This window comes from Bradyrhizobium sp. dw_78 (genome assembly GCF_018449525.1).
Taxonomy (GTDB): Bacteria; Pseudomonadota; Alphaproteobacteria; order Rhizobiales; family Xanthobacteraceae; genus Bradyrhizobium.
Map to the genome: position 1 here is coordinate 128,655 of NZ_JAAVUS010000013.1, position 16,210 is coordinate 144,864.

General features: G+C 65.6%; 15 protein-coding genes. 6 read left to right on the forward strand and 9 right to left on the reverse strand.

All coding sequences use genetic code 11. The features are described 5' to 3' along the window. Positions 1-62: 62 nt before the first annotated feature. A complete protein-coding gene (locus tag HB630_RS26235; RefSeq protein ID WP_213775638.1) occupies positions 63-1,775 on the reverse strand; it encodes a heparinase II/III family protein in 1,713 nt (570 codons plus the stop codon). 164 nt (positions 1,776-1,939) lie between these two features. Continuing rightward, positions 1,940-3,289 carry an RsmB/NOP family class I SAM-dependent RNA methyltransferase gene (locus HB630_RS26240; protein ID WP_213775614.1) on the reverse strand — a complete coding sequence of 450 codons (1,350 nt, stop codon included), beginning with the start codon at positions 3,287-3,289 and terminating at the stop codon, positions 1,940-1,942. Positions 3,290-3,458: 169 nt separating this feature from the next. On the opposite strand from HB630_RS26240, the gene HB630_RS26245 reads away from it, so the two are divergent. After that, complete coding sequence (locus HB630_RS26245) at positions 3,459-3,674, forward strand: DUF1674 domain-containing protein (protein WP_213775615.1); 216 nt, start codon at positions 3,459-3,461, stop codon at positions 3,672-3,674. A 78-nt stretch (positions 3,675-3,752) separates the two neighbouring features. On the opposite strand, the gene HB630_RS26250 is transcribed toward HB630_RS26245, so the two are convergent. The 3 genes from HB630_RS26250 to acs form a co-directional block, all read right to left on the reverse strand. Continuing rightward, positions 3,753-4,268 (reverse strand): L,D-transpeptidase, encoded by a 516-nt coding sequence (locus tag HB630_RS26250; RefSeq protein ID WP_213775616.1) that lies wholly within the window; start codon positions 4,266-4,268, stop codon positions 3,753-3,755. A 278-nt stretch (positions 4,269-4,546) separates the two neighbouring features. Further along, on the reverse strand, positions 4,547-4,873 hold the full coding sequence (locus tag HB630_RS26255; protein WP_213775617.1) for a Kazal-type serine protease inhibitor family protein: 327 nt from the start codon (positions 4,871-4,873) through the stop codon (positions 4,547-4,549). A 35-nt stretch (positions 4,874-4,908) separates the two neighbouring features. After that, positions 4,909-6,849, reverse strand: a complete 1,941-nt coding sequence (gene acs, locus HB630_RS26260; RefSeq protein ID WP_213775618.1) for an acetate--CoA ligase — start codon at positions 6,847-6,849, stop codon at positions 4,909-4,911. Between the two features lie 493 nt (positions 6,850-7,342). Between acs and HB630_RS26265 the strand changes: the two genes are divergently transcribed. Beyond that, entirely contained in the window at positions 7,343-8,500 is a 1,158-nt protein-coding gene (locus HB630_RS26265; RefSeq protein WP_213775619.1) for a DNA topoisomerase IB, read from the forward strand. A gap of 742 nt (positions 8,501-9,242) precedes the next feature. On the opposite strand, the gene HB630_RS26270 is transcribed toward HB630_RS26265, so the two are convergent. After that, positions 9,243-10,091: a helix-turn-helix transcriptional regulator gene (locus HB630_RS26270; protein ID WP_213775620.1), complete on the reverse strand. Its 849-nt coding sequence runs from the start codon at positions 10,089-10,091 to the stop codon at positions 9,243-9,245. A 93-nt stretch (positions 10,092-10,184) separates the two neighbouring features. Between HB630_RS26270 and HB630_RS26275 the strand changes: the two genes are divergently transcribed. After that, the gene (locus tag HB630_RS26275; RefSeq protein WP_213775621.1) at positions 10,185-11,075 is read left to right on the forward strand and encodes an SDR family oxidoreductase; all 891 of its coding nucleotides are present in this window, start codon (positions 10,185-10,187) and stop codon (positions 11,073-11,075) included. A gap of 178 nt (positions 11,076-11,253) precedes the next feature. Here HB630_RS26275 and HB630_RS26280 read toward each other — a convergent pair whose 3' ends face one another. The 3 genes from HB630_RS26280 to tsaD form a co-directional block, all read right to left on the reverse strand. Next, a complete protein-coding gene (locus HB630_RS26280) occupies positions 11,254-11,667 on the reverse strand; it encodes an EVE domain-containing protein (RefSeq protein ID WP_213775622.1) in 414 nt (137 codons plus the stop codon). A 149-nt stretch (positions 11,668-11,816) separates the two neighbouring features. Beyond that, positions 11,817-12,797, reverse strand: a complete 981-nt coding sequence (locus tag HB630_RS26285; RefSeq protein ID WP_213775623.1) for an NAD(P)H-dependent glycerol-3-phosphate dehydrogenase — start codon at positions 12,795-12,797, stop codon at positions 11,817-11,819. A gap of 1 nt (position 12,798) precedes the next feature. Continuing rightward, the gene (tsaD, locus tag HB630_RS26290) at positions 12,799-13,884 is read right to left on the reverse strand and encodes a tRNA (adenosine(37)-N6)-threonylcarbamoyltransferase complex transferase subunit TsaD (protein ID WP_213775624.1); all 1,086 of its coding nucleotides are present in this window, start codon (positions 13,882-13,884) and stop codon (positions 12,799-12,801) included. Between the two features lie 132 nt (positions 13,885-14,016). Here tsaD and HB630_RS26295 point away from each other — a divergent pair, with 132 nt between their 5' ends. From HB630_RS26295 to HB630_RS26305, 3 genes are all read left to right on the forward strand, one after another. Beyond that, a complete protein-coding gene (locus HB630_RS26295) occupies positions 14,017-14,754 on the forward strand; it encodes a uroporphyrinogen-III synthase (RefSeq protein ID WP_213775625.1) in 738 nt (245 codons plus the stop codon). A 62-nt stretch (positions 14,755-14,816) separates the two neighbouring features. Further along, the gene (locus HB630_RS26300) at positions 14,817-15,983 is read left to right on the forward strand and encodes a hypothetical protein (RefSeq protein ID WP_213775626.1); all 1,167 of its coding nucleotides are present in this window, start codon (positions 14,817-14,819) and stop codon (positions 15,981-15,983) included. 8 nt (positions 15,984-15,991) lie between these two features. After that, positions 15,992-16,210 (forward strand): heme biosynthesis HemY N-terminal domain-containing protein (locus HB630_RS26305; protein ID WP_276571646.1); only part of this gene is annotated, 219 nt, incomplete at its 3' end.

Below are 16,210 nucleotides of genomic sequence, written 5' to 3' on the forward strand. Positions count from 1 at the left end.
GGGCCGCGTGCGCCGGGCCTATGGCCAGATATTTTACAATCGCCGTTTTTACAACGGCAGCTTTACAACGGCAGTTCCGGTTCGCGGCGGGCGCTGCGCCGGGCCGTCGTCGTGGAAGCCGAAGCCGTCGAGCGGACGAAGCTCCAGCGCACCGAGGACGCGTGCCGTGCGTTCTGGTGGATCACGATCTGAGCGGTGCGGCGGGGCCCGTCGTTTCCCGCCAGGAATACGCTGTCTTCCAGTTCGACCCTGTCGTCCAGCGCCTCGAAGGTCCAGACGTCGCGGTTCGGCAGCACCAGCATCACGCCCCGCGCATCGCTGAGACGGCTTGCCTTCACCGAAGGGTGCAAATGGAACCGCAACGCGTAGTCGGTGTCGTGGCCCTTGATGCGTCCGCCCGGCGCCGGTGACAGCGTATCCTCGCCGTCGAGCCTGGAACCATCCAGCGTGGCCATCAATACGCGGCGATGCATGACGCCGAAGCGCGCCAGATAACCGTCATGCGCGGTGGTCAAAAGCTCGCCATTGGCGACCGCCTCGCGGTAACTTTCCACGCGAGACGGGCCGCTGACGACAGGGGCGCCCTGCAGAAGCCGCTTCACCGCCGTCAGTTCGACGAACTGGCACGAAGAGGTATCGTGATAGGTCAGTGTCGAATGCGCTGCCGTGCTGCGCGCAAACGCGCGCCAGTTGTCGCGGCCGGTGGCCGGCATGCCGCAATTGACGACGATCCGGCTCGGTCCGGACGACAATTCGAACGACAGGCAACCGGCATGGGCGTCCTGGCTGACATTGGCCGGCGGCGGCGGACCGGTGTCCATGATGACCGTCATCGCACCGGCGTCGAGCCGCTGATAGCCGGTATGCGGCATGTTCGCCATCGGCGCGCCGTGGGCATCGTCATAGGCGAGCAGCGTCGCCAGCAGATCGGAGGGCGTGCTGCTCATGCCGTTGAACAGCGCGAAGCTGCCGTCGCCGTGGCGGAAGAAGCGCAGCATCGGCATCATGCGGTCGATCGCGTTCAATAGCGCTGGCGGCGGCGCGATGTTGCGTGCGGCGAAGGTCTGACGCAATGGCAAGAGGTCGATCAGAAGCTCGATCAGCGCGCCGGGATTGCGCGAGATGTGGCCGCCATCGGGAAGGATCTGCCGCTGCAATTCATCGGAGAATTTTCGCGTGGCGGCGCGAATATGCTTCGCCTGGTTGGCGAGGCAGAGCGAAGCGTAGCAAAGCGCGATCAGCACCTGCAGCCGCGGCATGCCGTCGGTGGTGTCGAGCGCGGCATAACGCAGATGGCGAATCTCGCGCGCCAGTCCGCGCAGATAGCGCCGGTAGAACTTGCCGTCGGTATCGCTGAGCACCAGCGGCGCCTGCGACAGCAGCGAGATCACGCGACGGGCGACCACGTCGGGCCGGCGGCCCACTGCGCGGTTGGCGGGATTGGAAATCCAGTCATCGACCAGCGCGCGGGCGTTGGCGCGGGTCAGCGCGGTATCGGCCGCGCGCAAATGCCGCAACCAGCCGAAGCCGAGCAGCGCCACCTCCCAATCCTCCGAGGGCGGCTCGAGATCGAACACCGAGCGCCCGTGGCAGGTGACGATCTTGCCGGCAAACACGAATCGCCCGGCGTAGATTTCGGCGGCGCGCGTGGCGTCGGCGGTGCGCAGGTCGTGGGGGGCGATGATCAGGCGATCGGTCCGGCCCGGCCACAACTGCGCAAGCATCAGCGATCCGCCGCTCGCACGCGCCACCATGTTGCGGGCGAAGCGACCCATGACCAGCGTCGAAATATGTCTGCGTTGAGCGACCGACACGCCTTGCCTTGATCGGGAGGATTCTCGCGAATCCTTTTAATCCGGAAACGTGATCAAGACACCATCCTGAAACGTCTTGAAACGCCGCGAATCATCGAGCCAACCATATGAAATACAGATGCGAATCAGGATTTTACCAGCCGCGCGGCGTAAAAGCCGTCGAGCCCGCCCAGGCGGGGCTCTTCCCGCGGCAGATGGCAGGGCAGGGTGCGCAAATCGCCGTCCGCGGTGATGATCTCGGCAAGGCCCGCGACCTCGCCGGCGTCGACCGGCGCGCGGCGCATCGCCGATTCGGCGGCGAGAAAGGCCGCTACCGCCTGCTCGCCTTCTTCCGGCTCCAGCGAGCAGGTGCAATAGACCAGTGTCCCGCCCGGCTTGAGCAGCGCGGCCGCCCGTTGCAGCAACCGTTTTTGCAGCGCCGTCAGGGCGGCGATATCGGTCTCCTGCCGGAGCCAGCCGATGTCGGGGTGACGCCGGATCGTGCCGGTCGAGGTGCAGGGCGCGTCGACCAGGATGGCGTCGAAGCCTTCGCTGCCAGTCCCCTGCCATTCGGCGGCGTCGGTCACGACCGCTTCGGCCTGCAGCGAAAGCCGTGCGAGATTGTCGCGCAGCCGGGCTATGCGGTTGGATGAGCGATCGACCGCGACGACACGGGCACCGGCTTGCGCGAGCTGAGCCGTCTTGCCGCCCGGCGCCGCGCAGAGATCGGCGACGGTTTTGCCGGCGATGTCGCCGAACAGCCGCGCCGGCAATGCGGCGGCGGCGTCCTGTACCCACCATTGGCCTTCGGTGAAGCCCGGCAGCATCGTCACCGAGCCCTGCAGCAGCGTGCGCACCGTTCCGGTCGGCAGCGTCTCGCCATGCAGGCGGCTCGCCCATTGCTCGGGATCGGACTTCACGGTGATGTCGAGCGAGGGCTCATGGCCGATCGCGGTGGCGATGTCGCGGGCGACGGCTTCGCCGTAATGCGCGATCCAGCGCTGCAGCAGCCATGGTGCGATATCGAGCGTCTCGGCCTTGACCTCCTCGATCAACGGCGCGCCCTCGCGCGCGCATCGGCGCAGCACCGCGTTGACGAGGCCGGCATATTTGGCGGCGCGCCGGTCCGATTGCACCAGCCGCACCGAGAGATCCACCGCCGCGTGATCGGGTACGTCCATCCAGAGGATTTGCGCGGCCCCGATCAGAAGCGCGCTCTGCGCCCGCGGCGCATCGGTCGGAATGCCGCGATCGAGCAGCCGCGACAGCAGATGGCCGAGCGTGCCGAGCCGCCGCAAGGTCGTCGCCACCAGGCGGCGCATCAGGGCGCGGTCGCGATCGGAGAGCGTCTTCAATCCCGGATGGGCGCCGGTGCCGTCGAGCTGGTCATCGAGTGTGCGGTGCTTTTGCAGGACGCCGTCAATGATATCCGCTGCGATCCGCCGTGCCGCGAGACCAGGCACTTCGGCGGGCAATGCGAATCGTTGAGGAGGCATGAAGCGTGAACATCTCTAGGGGAATTGATAACGGTTTCGCGCATGCGAACCGCTTTCGCAGAAAGGGCATTTCTGGCATGTGAATATGCCAAATATAAGTATCGACCCTTCCGATTAAAGCGTCGCGACATGATCTATATGCAGACCCTTTGCAGCGCTGGTAGCTCACATGGCCCATGATTCTCTCCCGCCGGCAACGGCCGCAGCACCGAAATCCCGCGAATTATCGCCGGCGGCGCAGCGCGCGCTCGCCGAGGCCGAAGCCCGGAGAAAGGCCGCCGCGGCGAACCCGCATCCGATGCCGAAGGAACTTCAGGGACCGGCCGGGCCGGAACCCACCCGCTATGGCGACTGGGAAAACAAAGGCATCGCGTCGGATTTCTGAAAGCCGATCTCGCGAATATTAATATAGAGAGCCGCGCTGTCCGCGCGGCTTTTGGATTCAGGTGAAGCCGCCTTGCAATCAGCGCGTCACGACCACGGGCGTGCCGACCGAGACGCGCTGGTAGAGGTCGCTGATATCCGGATTCAGCATGCGGATGCAGCCATAGGACACGAAGCCGCCGACCGAATTGGGTACGTTGGTGCCGTGGATCGCATATTCGCCGCCGCCCGCCAGCGTCATCGCCGCGACGCCCATTGGGTTCTGCGGCGATCCGCCGGGAATCACGTCCGGGATCGACGGGTGGTCATGCTTGACGTCGGCCGGCGGCGACCAGGCCGGATTTTGATATTTGCCCTCGATGCTCGTGGTGCCGGCCCATTGCTTGCCGGTCTTGCCGACGCCGACCGGATAGCGCATGGCGTGGTCCTGATCGAGGATCAGATAAAGCCGGCGTTCGCCGGTCCGCACCACGATCGTTCCTGGCGCATAATCGCCGTGTACCCCGACCATTTCCGGCCGCGCCTCGGCCGCACTCGACATCAACATGCCCGCCCCGATGGTGGCTGCCAGCGCCACCGCAATCCTCAGCGACATCCATCTCTCCACTTCGCTTCAACGCCCCTGCCGGGGCTCGCAGATTCCGGCGCAAACCTTACGATTGCGGGTTTGCCGGCCAGCGCAGCTATTTTTAACCGCGTGCATTAACCGGACGGTTGCTGCGGCAAGCCTTGGGCTGGTCTGGCGGGGAGGAACTAAGAAAATGTTCGAAACAAAGTAAATGACCTGAAAACAACACCGGGCGCGGAAACGCCAAAGCAGCGCCGGCCGGTTCTGACAATCGCGTGAGCGGGATTCTCATGCCGGTGCGAAGCTTATTTCTTGCAGCGTCCGGGGTGATCGAGCTGCGCCTTGGCCTTCCGGAGCTCGCATTCGCTGGGATAGGTCTTGCCGTTGCAGCCGCAGACCGGTCTTGAAATCGGAATGCAGAAATCCGGCGCTTTTTCGCAGGCGCCCGCCGCGTCGGCCGCGCCGCATTGTCCGGCGGTCTTCCGGCACCATAGCGCCGAGTTGCAGGTGATCCTGTCGGGGCCACCGCAGGCTTCGGCGAGGTTGGCCGCGCCGGCGCGCGGCGATCCGAACACGATGCCGGCCGCGACGATGAAGATCGCCGCAGCGAGGCAACCGGGATGCAATCGCATAAGCCCCTCCCAGCGCAGGATGCTTGAACTCCCGCCTACTTCTTGTTCTGGCGATGCTGCACCAGGTCGTCGACCACGGCGGGGTCCGCCAGCGTCGAGGTGTCGCCGAGGCTGCCTGGTTCGTCCTCGGCGATCTTGCGCAGGATCCGGCGCATGATCTTGCCGGAGCGCGTCTTCGGCAGGCCCGGCGCGAACTGGATCAGGTCGGGCGATGCGATCGGCCCGATGTCCTTGCGCACCCAGGCCACCAATTCCTTGCGCAATTGCTCGGTCGGCTCGGTGCCGGTCATCAGCGTCACATAGGCGTAGATGCCCTGGCCCTTGATGTCGTGGGGATAGCCGACGACGGCGGCTTCGGACACCGCGTCATGCGCCACCAGCGAGCTCTCGACTTCGGCGGTGCCCATGCGGTGGCCGGAGACGTTGATCACGTCGTCGACGCGGCCGGTGATCCAGTAATAGCCGTCGGCGTCGCGGCGGCAGCCGTCGCCGGTGAAATATTTGCCCTTATAGGTCGAGAAGTAGGTCTGCTCGAAGCGGGCGTGGTCGCCATAGACCGTGCGCATCTGCCCCGGCCAGGATCGCGCGATGCAGAGATTGCCGGTGGCTTCGCCTTCCAGCACCTTGCCCTCGGCATCGACGATCTCGGGCACCACGCCGAAGAACGGAAGCGTCGCCGAGCCGGGCTTGAGTCGGATCGCGCCGGGCAGCGGTGTAATCAGGATGCCGCCGGTCTCGGTCTGCCACCAGGTATCGACGATCGGGCAGCGCTCGTCGCCGACCACGCGGTAATACCATTCCCAGGCTTCCGGATTGATCGGCTCGCCGACGCTGCCGAGCAGCCGCAAACTCTTGCGCGAGGTCTTCGTCACCGGCGCGTCGCCGCTCTGCATCAGCGCGCGGATCGCGGTCGGCGCGGTGTAGAAAATGTTGACCTTGTGCTTGTCGATGACGTTCCAGAACCTGGAATTGTCGGGATAGTTCGGCACGCCTTCGAACATCAGGGTGGTCGCGCCGTTCGCCAGCGGACCGTAGAGGATATAGCTGTGGCCGGTGACCCAGCCGACATCGGCGGTACACCAGTAGATGTCGCCGTCGTGATAGTCGAACACGTATTGGTGCGTCATCGCCGCGAACACGAGGTACCCGCCGGTGGTGTGCAGCACGCCCTTGGGCTGGCCGGTCGAACCCGAGGTGTAGAGGATGAACAGCGGGTCTTCCGCGTTCATCGGCTCGACCGGGCATTCCGTCGTCACCATCTCGGCCGCCTCGTGGTGCCAGAAGTCGCGCACCGGATCCATGTCGACGGCAGCACCCGTATGCTTGACCACGACCACCCAGTCGACGCCCTCGGTCTTGCCGAGCGCGGCATCGACATTGGCCTTCAGCGGCACTTTCTTGCCGCCGCGCAGGCCTTCGTCGGCGGTGATCACCACCTTGGATTGGCAGTCGTTGATGCGCTGGGCGAGGCTGTCGGGCGAGAACCCGGCGAACACCACCGAGTGGATCGCCCCGATCCGCGCGCAGGCCAGCATCGCATAGGCCGCTTCCGGGATCATCGGCAGATAGATCGTGACGCGGTCGCCCTTGCCGACATTGCGGGTGCGCAGGATGTTGGCCATCTTGCAGACTTCGTCATGCAGTTCGCGATAGGTAACGTGCTTCGACTGCGAGGGGTCGTCGCCCTCCCAGATGATGGCGGTCTGGTCGCCGCGCTGTTCCAGGTGCCGGTCGATGCAGTTATAGGCGGCGTTGAGGACGCCGTCCTCGAACCATTTGATCGAGACGTTGCCCGGCGCATAGGACCAATTGCCGACCTTGGTGAAAGGCTCGATCCAGTCGACCCGCTGGCCGTGCTCGGCCCAGAAGCCGTCGGGATCTCGGGTCGAGCGCGCATACATCTCGCGGTATTTGGCCTGGTCGACGAAGGCGCGCTTGGCCCATTCGGCGCTTACGTCATAGATTTTCTCGGACATCGTTTCCTCCACCCTTGATCATGATTCGATCGGATTGAACCGGATCATGATCGCATTTCTTGGTCTGAGCATGATCCCGCGCAAATACGCTGTATTTGTCATGCGAAAAACCGGTTTCCACCGGATCAGCTCCAACGGCCCATGAACGCGGCGACCATCCGCCGTCTTCAGTGTTGAAAGCAATTATGCTTCGCCGGGTAGCCCGCGGACAAGGCGGAAGCCACTCCGACCTTGGTCGGCCGGGGTGATGGCTTGCCCGGTAAATCTTGCGCCCTCGTCATCACTTTGGCGTTTGACGTCAGCCCGAAATCAACGTTATCGGGCGAATGGCTCCCATGAACGGTATCCAATAACCGTCGTGCCGTGATTCGTGACTCGCAATGCACCCGGTTAACCCCTAAATCGCCTCCCCGGGGCCCGGAGGGTCCCTCCGGAACCAAGCTTTGGGAATGGGCATTACCGGAAGACCAGGCGGAGCAAGGCGTCCACGACCATGATGGATCAGCAGAATTTCGAGGCTGCGCGGCCCGTTTCCGCCGATCCCGCCGTGGCGCTGGCCAAGGCGCTCGGGCAGTGGCCCAAAGCATCGCCGGTAACGCGCAAGACAGGCCTCGATGCAAGCCCGACCGCTTCGGTGGAAACGCTCGCCCACGAACTCGGCCTCAAGCTCGGCGACCAGAACGAATTGACCATCCGCCGCATCAAGCGCGGCAAGAACTATTCCTTTGTCCGCGCCAACGGCTCGCGCGTCCGCGACGCCCGCACCATCCGCCGCCTGCATTCGATGGCGGTGCCGCCGGCCTATCGTGAGGTGCGCTATTCGCCCGATCCGGCGACGCATTTGCAGGCGGTCGGCGTCGACGCCGCGGGCCGGCTGCAATACCGCTATCACGCCGATTGGGAAAAGGTGCGCGAGCAGCGCAAGGCGCATCGGCTGGCGAAGCTGGTCGCGGCGTTGCCGAAGATCCGCCGCAACGTCTCGATGCATCTGTCGGGCGACGAGCCGACCCGCGAATTCGCGCTCTCGGCCGTGATCGAACTGATCGCCCGCACCGCGATCCGGCCGGGCAATGAATCCTATGCCCGCCTTAACGGCACCCGCGGCGCCACCACGATGTTGAAATCCAACGTCACGCTGGAAGACGATAGCGTGGTGCTGACCTTCAAGGCCAAGGGCGGCAAGGCCGTGCGCAAGGAATGCAATGCGGCCAAGCTGGTGCGCGCGATCGGCATCCTGCGCGGCGTGCCGGGCCGGCGCATGTTCCAGTATCGCGATGGCTCCGGCAATGTCCGCGGCGTTTCGACCACGTCGGTCAATGCTTTCCTGCGCGAGATCGCCGGCATCAAGATTTCGCTGAAGGATTTTCGCACCCTGATGGCCTCCGCCGTGGTGGTGGAATCGCTGTCGCGGATCACGCCGGCGGCCAGCGAGCGCGGCCGCAAGCGCCAGGTGCTGGAAGCGATCCGCGCGGCGGCGGACCAGCTTTCGAACACGCCGGCGATCTGCCGCAAGAGCTATGTCCACGACACCATCGTCACCGCCTTCGAGGATGGCATCCTCGAGCGCTTTGCCGCGACGATGAAAGGCTATCGCTCGCAATCCAAGCGCGAGCAATTGCTGGCGCAGGTGGTGACGGCCGCGGCGGTGTAATTTTTGCCGCAAGCGGCGGTCTTCCGGTTCGAATTTCAAACAGCCAAGCCGTCTCACCTCACGACGTGAGACCGGATGGCGCGCCAGCACCAGACCCGGAATCCATCCGGCCATTTGCGTAATGCGAAATGGATTCCGGGTTCGCGCTAAGCGCGCGCCCCGGAATGACGGGCACCGATGTGTCCTTCCAAATGACATGACTCCGCATTCCCGCGACGCGTTACGTCCGGGTGATGCCTCGACATTGTCCCTCGAAGAACGGAGGGCGCAGACGCCCCTCAAGAGAGGGCGCAGGGAATGCCGGGTGCGCGGATCGCACCCATAGCCCCGTGTGCAAAATAAAAAGCACACGAGTTAGTCGCCACAGGTGTGCCGCTGTTCACACGGCATTCCCTGCGCAATGGTTTTAACGGTTTCCTTCGTGCTCTCCCCGGTGACCGGGCTTTGTTGTCACCGTCGTCGGTGTGATGCGAAGCATCATCACTTGCGTGATGCGCAGGCATCATCGCCAACTTGACGCCAGCGTCGGGGCGTCAGGACCACACGACTTCGCCGTCCGCGTCAGTGCCGTTCGTCTTCCGGCCTGCCGCGTCCATCGCATCCCGCACCCAACGTTCGTGACGACCGCGAAGCGCCCCTCTTATCGGGGCGGGACGGCGCGGGAGGTGCCGGTGATTTGCCGAACAGGTCAACTGCGGCACTTTGGCACGACGGGTAAAGCAGTCGTGGACCCAGACACGAATCACGCGCGTTCGAGCGCAGGCTTCGATTCGAGCAGCGAACTGATCCGCTTCGCGTCCGCAGGAGTCGCGGGATTATAGACGACCATGCCGAGATCCGGCCGGCCATCGACCGCGAAGGCGGAATATTCGAACGCGATCGGGCCGAGAATCGGGTGCTTTATGTGCTTGATGCCCTCGCCATGGGTATGGACGTCGTTGTCGCGCCACATCGCCTTGAATTCGGGGCTGAGCCGGCAGAGTTCGTCGACGAGAGGCTCGACCTCCGCCGCGGCACCCGCCCGCGCCGCGTCCACCCTGAACGCGCCAACCACGAACCGCGCCACGCTTTCCCAATCATATTGTGCGGCGCGGACGCGCGGATCGAGAAAGATGAAGCGCAGGACATTGCGCTGCTCGGGCGGCAGGGCGCCATAGTCGGTCAGCATCACCGTCGCCGCCCGGTTCCAGGCCACGATATCCCAGATCGCGGTCCTGATCAGGGCCGGGCTCGGCTCCAGCGCATCGAGCACGCGTTGCAGCCGTGGCGTGACGCCTTCGTTCTTCTGGTAGCGCGCTTCCGGCGGGCGGCCGAGACCGAGCAGGAAGAGATGCTCGCGCTCGACATCCGTCAGCATCAAGGCACGCGCGATGCGGTCGAGCACATCCGCCGAGGGCGCGCCGCCGCGCCCTTGTTCGAGCCACGTGTACCAGGTCGGACTGATATTGGCGCGCTGCGCCACTTCCTCGCGGCGCAGGCCGGGCGTGCGGCGGCGCTCCGGAGGGAAACCGAATGCGGCCGGATCGAGCTTGGCGCGGCGGTCCTTCAGATAGATCCCGAGCAGGTTTTCCTGGGTGACGTACTCGCCCATCCTGTTAGCCATTATACCCTGATAAAGTCACTACTTTACCAGCATAGCCCGTAAGCCGACATTTGTCTCCAACGCAACTCGGAGACTTCTTTCATGCGCGTGTTTGTCACCGGCGCCACCGGATTCATCGGCTCGGCCGTCGTCAAGGAGTTGATCGCGGCGGGCCATCAGGTGCTCGGCCTCTGCCGTTCCGACGACAAGGCCGCAGCTCTGGCCGCCGCCGGCGCCGAAGCCCTTCGTGGTTCGATCGAAGACGAGGACAGCCTTAAAGCGGGTGCCGCCCGATCGGACGGCGTCATTCATCTCGCCTTCAACCATGACTTCTCGAAATTCGTCGCGAATTGCGAGGACGACCGCCGTGTCGTCAAGGCGCTCGGCTCGGCTCTCGCCGGCTCCGAGCGGCCGTTGATCGTGACCTCCGGCACCGGGATGGCGAATACCGTCCCCGGCGAGCCCGCCACCGAAGACAATGCGACGATCTCGTCCGAGATGATTCCGCGTGCCGCCTCGGAAGAGGCGGCCGCTGCCGCAGCAGCCGACGGGGTCAATGTATCCGTCATGCGCCTGCCGCAGGTTCACGACACGACGAGACAGGGTCTGGTCACCTATGCCATCGCGATGGCCCGCGAAAAAGGTGTCTGCGTCTATATCGGGGATGGGCGCAACCGCTGGCCTGCCGCGCATGTTCTCGATGTCGCCCGCCTCTACCGGCTGGCGATCGAAAAGGCGGAGCGGGGCGCGAAATATCACGCCGTTGCCGAAGAAGGCGTGGCGATCAGGGATATGATAGAAGTGGTCGGCCGACGCCTGAGTTTACCGGTCAAGTCGATCGCTCCGGAAGAGGCCCAGGCCTATCTGGGCTGGCTCGCTATATTCGCGAGCCACGATCTCCCGGCCTCCAGCGCGCAGACCCGGAAAAAATTGGGATGGCACCCGACCGGACCCACGATGCTCGCCGATCTCGAGCGATTGCAGGTGTCGTAGCTAAATCGAAGTTACGACGGCTTGCGCCTTCCTTCTCCCCTTGTGGGAAAAGGTGGCGCGAAGTTCGCGCCGGATGAGGGATCTGTATCCGCGGAGGCAATCCCTCACCCGACTCGCTGCGCTCAGCACCCCAAGAGCGAGCCTTGCTTGTCTCGGCTCCCACAAGGGGAGAGGGGAATTACAGCCCGCCCATCTTGCAGACGATCTTCCACTCTTCGGCCGTCACCGGCTGCACCGACAGCCGCGAATATTTCACCAGCGCCATGGCGGCGAGTTTCTTCTCGGCCTTGACCGCGGCCATCGTCACCGGCGCCTTCAGCGGCTTGTCGGCCTTGATGTCGACGCAGACGAATTTGCCGGTCTCATCGGTCGGATCGGGATAGGCTTCCTTGATGACTTCCGCGATGCCGACGATCTCCTTGCCCTCGTTGGAATGATAGAAGAAGGCAAGGTCGCCCTTCTTCATGTTCACGAGATTCTGCCTGGCGGTGAAATTGCGCACGCCGGTCCAGGCTTCGCCCTTGGCGCCCTTTTTTACCTGCTGATCCCACGACCAGACCGACGGTTCCGATTTCACCAGCCAGTAGTTCATATCGTTCTCATTCGCTCGTCATGGCCGGACATCGCCGTTTGAAGAACGGCGTCGCTTCCGCTCGCCTATGCTCGGCCATCGACGTCTTTCTCTTGAACTTCAATACCCGGACGTGGATGCCCGCGACAAGCGCGGGCACGACGGCTGGATCATCCTTCCGCCTTGAACGGCCGTGTCAGCAGGCTGTCGATCGCGGCATCGATCGTCATCGCGCCGCTCAGGATCGCCGCGACCGACTGCGATACCGGCATGTCGATGTTCCGCGAAGCCGCCAGTTCGATCAGCACCGGCGCGGTGAAGGCGCCTTCGGCGAGTTTCTGTTGCGGCGGCGGCTCGCCGTGGCCCAGGGCCATGCCGAGCGAAAAATTGCGCGACTGCGGGCTCGAACAGGTCAGGATCAGATCGCCCAGGCCTGAAAGCCCGACCAGGGTTTCGGTTCGCGCGCCGCAGGCGAGCCCAAGCCGCGCCAGTTCGCTGAAGCCGCGCGTGGTCAGCGCCGCCTGCGCCGAGGCGCCGAGGCGGCGGCCGACCGCAATTCCCGCCGCGATCGCCAGCACGTTCTTTGCCGCGCCGCCGATCTCGACGCCGCGGATATCGGTGCTGTGATAGGGCCGGAAGGTCGAAGACCCCAGCGCCCGCACCAGCGCGCTGGCGAGCTTTTCATCCTGTGCCGCGAGCGTGACGGCGGTGGGAAGGCCGCGCGCGACATCGTCGGCGAAACTCGGTCCCGACAGGATCGCCGGCCGCGCGGCGGGCGCGGCTTCCGCGATCACCTCGGTCATGAATTTGTGGGTGCCGCGTTCGATGCCCTTGGCGCAGGCGACGACGGGCGTATTTCGCGCGAGATGCGGCGCCAGCGTGCTGACGGCGCCGCGCAGATGCTGCGCCGGCGTGGCGATCAACGCGATATCGGCGCGCGCCGCCCGCGCGATGTCGTTGCTGATTTCGAGATTGGCGTCGAGCCTGATGCCCGGCAGCCGCGGATTTTCACGCGACGATACCATCTCCGCGACATGAGCCGCGTTGCGCGCATAGAGCGTGACATCGCGTCCGGCCCGTGCGGCGACAGCGGCGAGCGCGGTGCCCCACGCGCCGGCGCCGATCACCGCGACGGATTTGAACGGTGTCATCTCAGAAACCTGCGCGCGTATTGGCGAAGCCGGGCGGCGCCACGGCGTTCTCGTCGAGCCGCCAGCGCGCGCGGGGCGGCGCATCCATCGTATCGATCATGCCAAGCACCATCCGTTCCGCACCGGCCCAGGCGATCATCGCGCCATTGTCGGTGCATAAAGCGGGCGGCGGAATGATCAGCGTGGTCTCGGCCTTGGCGGCGACATCCTGCAACGCGCCGCGGATCGCCCGGTTGGCGGCGACGCCGCCGGCGGCGACCAGCGCCCGCGGCAGGCCGAACCGCTCATGAAACAGCCGCAGGCCGACGCCCAGGCGGTCGGCGGTGGATTCCAGCACCGCGGCCTGAAAGCCGGCGCAGAGATCGCTGATGTCCTGAGGTTCGAGCGGGGTGAGGCGGCTCGCTTCGTTGCGTACCGCGGTCTTCAATCCCGACAGCGAGAAATTCGCATCCGGACGGCCGAGCATCGGCCGCGGAAAGGCGAACCGCGCGGGATCGCCGCTTTGCGCCGCGCGCTCGACCTGCGGTCCGCCCGGATAGGGCAGGCCGAGCATTTTTGCCACCTTGTCGAAGGCCTCGCCCATGGCGTCGTCGACGGTGGTGCCGAGCCGCACATATTTGCCGACGCCGACGACGGCGACGATCTGGGTATGACCGCCGGAGGCGAGAAACAGGCAATAGGGAAACGCCAGCGCGCAGGTCAGCCGCGGCGTCAGCGCGTGGGCCTCGAGATGGTTCACCGCGATCAGCGGCGTATCATGCACCATCGCGATCGCCTTCGCCGTCGTGAGGCCGACGATCACGCCGCCGATCAGGCCCGGCCCCGCGGCGGCCGCCACCGCCGACAAATCCGCAAAGCCGACGCCGGCCTCCTTCATCGCGCTGTCGATGATGCCGTCGAGCAGATCGACATGGGCTCGCGCCGCGATCTCCGGCACCACGCCGCCGAACGGCAGGTGCTCCGCCGTCTGCGAGCGGACGACGTTGGACAAAATGACGCCCGATCCGTCGCTCTGGCGCTCGACCACGGCAGCGGCGGTTTCATCGCAGGTGGTTTCGATACCTAGAACCAGGGTGGGTGCCAGCATCGGCCTATCGTTATCCAATGGGAGCCCTTGCGCTATGGCCTAAAGCGGCGTTTGCCTAGTTCCGGTAGCATTGTGAGGTCGCAACGTGCAATCGTCCGGCATCTTAAAAGTCATGGCTTGAGGGGGTGACGCATGGCCGTTCTCGTCACGCGCCCGCATCCGGACAATGAAACCACGGCCACCGCGTTGCGCGCCAGGGGCTTCGACGTGCTGTTGGCGCCGATGCTGCGGTTCGAGCCGCTGCCGTTCCGCGATGACGCTGATGCGGGTTATGGCGCGGTGATCGTCACCAGCGCCAATGCGCTGCGCGGCCTCGAATCCCATCCGGGCGGGCATCGGCTGTTCGAATTGCCGCTGTTCGCGGTCGGCCACCACACCGCCTCCGCCGCCCGCAGCGCCGGCTTTACGGCGGTGATGTCGGCCAATGGCGACGCCACGAGCCTGCGCGACGCGGTGCTGGCCGCCGTGAAGGCGAAGCAAATCAGGAAATCACGTCCCCTGCTCTATCTGGCAGGCAGCGATCTCGCGCGCGATGTGGCTGGGGAACTCGGCGGGCGCGGTCTTACCGTCGTTACCTGCACGACATACCGTATGGCCGCGGTCAGCGATCTGCCGCGCGCCGCCTCCGAGGCCTTCGCTGCCAACCAGGTCGAGGCGGTGCTGCATTATTCCCGGCGCAGTGCCCGCGCGTTTCTGGAGGCGGTGCGGGCGGCCGGTGTCGAGATTTCGGCGTTGGCCATCCTGCAAGGCTGTATTTCCGGCACGGTGGCTTCGATCCTCCGCGAAGCCGGCGCCACGCAGGTGCTGGCGGCGCCGTCGCCGGACGAAAATGCCCTGTTGGGGGTGCTGGAGCGTGCTTTGCGGCCCTGATCGCGCTAAGAGGGGGCGTCGAATCCAGGTAATGTCTGACCATGGCCAAGGAGGAACACGGGATGGCCGATGACAGGCCCGACGATACCGCAGCGTCGCCGGATTCGGGCCGGGCCAAACGCGCCCCGCCCACCATCGATCTCGAAGCCACCGAAGTGTCCGATAAGCCGGCAGGGCCGGCTGGCAATGCGCCGACCGGACCCAAACCCGGCGATTCCGCGCCCAAGTCCGGGCCGCAGCAGCCTGAATTTGGCGAATCGGGGCCGAAAGGGGCTTCGGCGGCGGCTTCGATTTCGCCCTGGGTGGTTGCCCCGGTGTCCGGCGCGGTGGCGGCGGCGCTGGTGATCGGGGTCGGCTGGATGCTGGGCTGGCCCGCGGTTCAGCCGGCGTCGACCGAGACCAGTTCGGCTGCGCTCACCGCGCGGGTCGCCAGCCTTGAATCCAGGGTCAATAAACCGTTAACGCCCGATCCGGCGGTGGCGGCGCTGGAGAAATCGGTGGCGTCGCTGCGCGAGGAGCTTTCCGCCGTGCGCGCGCAGTCGGACAGGCTTGCGGGCGATGCCAACGGCGCCACACCGGGGTCCGGCGATGCGGCCGCCACCGCGGACCTGTCCGCGATCAACGGACGTCTCGACCAGCTGGAGCGCGCGACGCGCGATGCCAGCGCGGCAGCCGCGCAGCAAAGCGCCAGGCCGTTGGATGATACCTCGCTGCGCCGGGTCGTGGTGGCCTCGCTGCTCGACATTTCGGTGCGCCAGGGCGATCCGTTCACGGCAGCACTCGACGCCGCCAAATCGCTGGCGCCCGATCCAGACACGTTGAAGCCGCTGGAAGATTTTGCCGCGACCGGCGTGCCGACCGCGGCCGCGCTGAGCCGCGAATTGCTGGCGCTGATTCCGAAGCTGTCGCCGCCGGCGCAGGAGAATGGACTCGTGGGGTCTAACCTTGGCCTGGTCGACCGCCTGCAGGCCGGCGCGTCGCGGCTGGTTCGTATCGAGCGTACCGACGCCGTCGGCAATGATCGCGGCGCTATCGTCGCGCGGGCCACCGCTGCGGCGCTGCGCAACGACGCCAACGAGGCCAGGCGCGAGTTGAATACGCTGTCGCCGGCCAATCGCGCGCCCGCGCAAGCCTGGATCGACAAGGCCGATGGGCGCGACGCATCGCTGGCCGCGTCACGCCAGTTCGCGGCTGACGCCCTGGCGGCGCTCGCCAAACCCGCGCCATAGGCCCCGCGATGATCCGGATCGTTCTGTTCCTGGTGTTGATCGCGCTGGCCGCTTCGGGCGCGGCCTGGGTTGCCGATCAGCCCGGCGCCATCGTGCTGTCATGGTCGGGCTGGCGCGTCGAGACCACGCTGCCGGTGTTCGTGCTGGCGCTCGGCGTCGTCATCGTTGCCGCGATCATGGTGTGGTCCGCCCTGCGCGCGCTGTGGCGCACGCCCGGACGAATCCGG

What these genes read in the sequence shown, in the direction of transcription:
- HB630_RS26235 (WP_213775638.1), bottom strand. Translation starts at nt 1,775, where the DNA reads ATGGGTCGCTTCGCCCGCAACATGGTGGCGCGTGCGAGCGGCGGATCG.
- HB630_RS26240 (WP_213775614.1), bottom strand. Translation starts at nt 3,289, where the DNA reads ATGCCTCCTCAACGATTCGCATTGCCCGCCGAAGTGCCTGGTCTCGCG.
- HB630_RS26245 (WP_213775615.1), top strand. Translation starts at nt 3,459, where the DNA reads ATGGCCCATGATTCTCTCCCGCCGGCAACGGCCGCAGCACCGAAATCC.
- HB630_RS26250 (WP_213775616.1), bottom strand. Translation starts at nt 4,268, where the DNA reads ATGTCGCTGAGGATTGCGGTGGCGCTGGCAGCCACCATCGGGGCGGGC.
- HB630_RS26255 (WP_213775617.1), bottom strand. Translation starts at nt 4,873, where the DNA reads ATGCGATTGCATCCCGGTTGCCTCGCTGCGGCGATCTTCATCGTCGCG.
- acs (WP_213775618.1), bottom strand. Translation starts at nt 6,849, where the DNA reads ATGTCCGAGAAAATCTATGACGTAAGCGCCGAATGGGCCAAGCGCGCC.
- HB630_RS26265 (WP_213775619.1), top strand. Translation starts at nt 7,343, where the DNA reads ATGATGGATCAGCAGAATTTCGAGGCTGCGCGGCCCGTTTCCGCCGAT.
- HB630_RS26270 (WP_213775620.1), bottom strand. Translation starts at nt 10,091, where the DNA reads ATGGGCGAGTACGTCACCCAGGAAAACCTGCTCGGGATCTATCTGAAG.
- HB630_RS26275 (WP_213775621.1), top strand. Translation starts at nt 10,185, where the DNA reads ATGCGCGTGTTTGTCACCGGCGCCACCGGATTCATCGGCTCGGCCGTC.
- HB630_RS26280 (WP_213775622.1), bottom strand. Translation starts at nt 11,667, where the DNA reads ATGAACTACTGGCTGGTGAAATCGGAACCGTCGGTCTGGTCGTGGGAT.
- HB630_RS26285 (WP_213775623.1), bottom strand. Translation starts at nt 12,797, where the DNA reads ATGACACCGTTCAAATCCGTCGCGGTGATCGGCGCCGGCGCGTGGGGC.
- tsaD (WP_213775624.1), bottom strand. Translation starts at nt 13,884, where the DNA reads ATGCTGGCACCCACCCTGGTTCTAGGTATCGAAACCACCTGCGATGAA.
- HB630_RS26295 (WP_213775625.1), top strand. Translation starts at nt 14,017, where the DNA reads ATGGCCGTTCTCGTCACGCGCCCGCATCCGGACAATGAAACCACGGCC.
- HB630_RS26300 (WP_213775626.1), top strand. Translation starts at nt 14,817, where the DNA reads ATGGCCGATGACAGGCCCGACGATACCGCAGCGTCGCCGGATTCGGGC.